Here is a 2,041-nt window from a genome sequence, read left to right on the forward strand (position 1 = left end):
ATTTAATACTACATTACTTTACACAGGAGGCTCATTATATATAGCGTTAGGACTTTTAATTGGGCTATTTCTTATGGAAGCCTACCAGAGATTGTATTATTTAACACAGGACTTATCTAAAATGAATCGAGAATTAAAAAAATCGAAGCAAGAACTTGCAGATACCGTACATGAGCTTCAAGGAGGAATTTTTAAATTTAAAAAAGTGGGTAAGCACTTTATACACACTTTATGTGATGGACAGTTTTATTATCAAAACGGATTTTATTCTGAACAGGTGGTAGGAAAAAGCTTACGTACTATTGATGCTTCTATTGTTCCTCCACATTTAGTTCCACAATTGATGAAGTACTATCTTCAGGCATGGGAAGGAAAAGAAATTATATTTGAATTACCTTGGCCAAATGATAAAACTATTATTCTTATTGCGCTTAGGCCGATTAAACGAAATGGACAAGTTATTGAAGTTGTTGGTTCTACAGTTGATATAACCGAAAGGAAAAAGGTAGAATCAGAATTAAGCGCTACCAAAGAATTATTGGAATCATTTATAAAGCACAATCTAGATGCTATTACCATTTCTGATCGAGAAGGGCATATTTTACAAGCGAATAAAGCTTATGAAAAGATATTTGGGTGGTCATCACAAGAAATCATAGGTAAGAGATTACCTTGTGTACCAGATTTTTTAATGGAAGAATCGCTTAAAAATATTCAGAAAATTCTAACAGGTGAATCTGTGGTTACTAGATTAGAAACTGTTAGACAAAGGAGCGATGGGAGTCTTCTTGATGTTAGTCTGACAGTTTCTCCTATACTAGATGTAAGAGGAAATGTGATAGCTTTATCAGCAATATGTAGAGACATCTCTGAAAGAAAACAAGCAGAAAGAGAACGACATCGATTACACCAGCAATTAAGAGATAGTGAAATGAAGTACCGTGCACTAATCGAACAAGCAACTGATGCGGTATATGTAGTAGAGCTGAATGAAGAAAATGCTCCAAGTCGATTTATTGAGGTAAACCCTGTTGGGTGTAGAAGGTTTGGATATAGTAGAGAAGAGTTGCTCTCATTATCATTTTCAAATGTAGTACCACAAGATTCTCAAATAATCGTAAGGTTATTAGAAAAAATTAAAAAGGGACAAACTTCCTTCACTTTGCAAGATGAATATGTTTTTCCAACAGGAAAAGTAATAACAACTGAGTTTAGTGTTCGTGTTTTTAACTTAAATGGTAAAAAAGTTTTCCTAAGTATTTCTCGTGATATCACTGAACGGCTAAAAACAGAAGAATTATTACGAAAATCTGAAAAACTTGCTGTTGTAGGACAATTAGCGACTGTAATGGCTCATGAGATTAATAATCCATTAACTGCAATGAAAGGGTTCATGCAATTACTAAAATCAACGGAAAATGAAAATAATCAAGGTTATATAAATATAGTATCATCAGAGATTGAGCGTATAGAGAGTATTACAACTGAATTTATGGCGGTAGCCAAACCACAGGTGGTAAAAATAAAACCTAATGATATTAGTGTGCTAATGGATCAAGTTTTAATGCTACTACAACCTCAAGCAATGATGAATAATATAAAAATTAGAATCGATCTTAACCCTGGTATTCCATTGATTTCATGTGAAGGAAATCAATTAAAGCAAGTATTTGTTAATATATTAAAAAATGCAATTGAATCTATGCCGATGGGAGGAGAAATTCTCATTCAATTAAATATACTTGATAATAATCAATTAAGTATTCGTTTTATCGATCAAGGGTGTGGGATTCCAAAAGAACGTATACCATACCTTGGAGAACCTTTTTATAGTATTAAAGAAGAGGGGATTGGCTTAGGGTTAATGATCTGTTATAAAATCATTGAAACACATCAGGGAAAGGTATTTATTGAGAGTGAAGTGAATAAGGGAACTACAGTTGAAGTCACTCTCCCTATTTGTACACTTCAAAATTAATATGTTCTTTTACTGAAATTTTTTAAGAAACCATACAGAATGTAATGATAATGTTACTTAATG

At 32.6% G+C, this 2,041-nt stretch carries 1 protein-coding gene; it reads left to right on the top strand.

Features of this window, described 5'->3' with window-relative positions:
- Window positions 1-1,978, top strand: a 1,978-nt coding sequence (locus ABWK52_RS28570; RefSeq protein ID WP_353772339.1) for a PAS domain S-box protein, incomplete at its 5' end; no start/stop codon positions are given.
- Window positions 1,979-2,041: the final 63 nt, after the last annotated feature.

The organism is Bacillus sp. AP50, from assembly GCF_040492675.1.
Taxonomy (GTDB): Bacteria; Bacillota; Bacilli; order Bacillales; family Bacillaceae_G; genus Bacillus_A; species Bacillus_A cereus.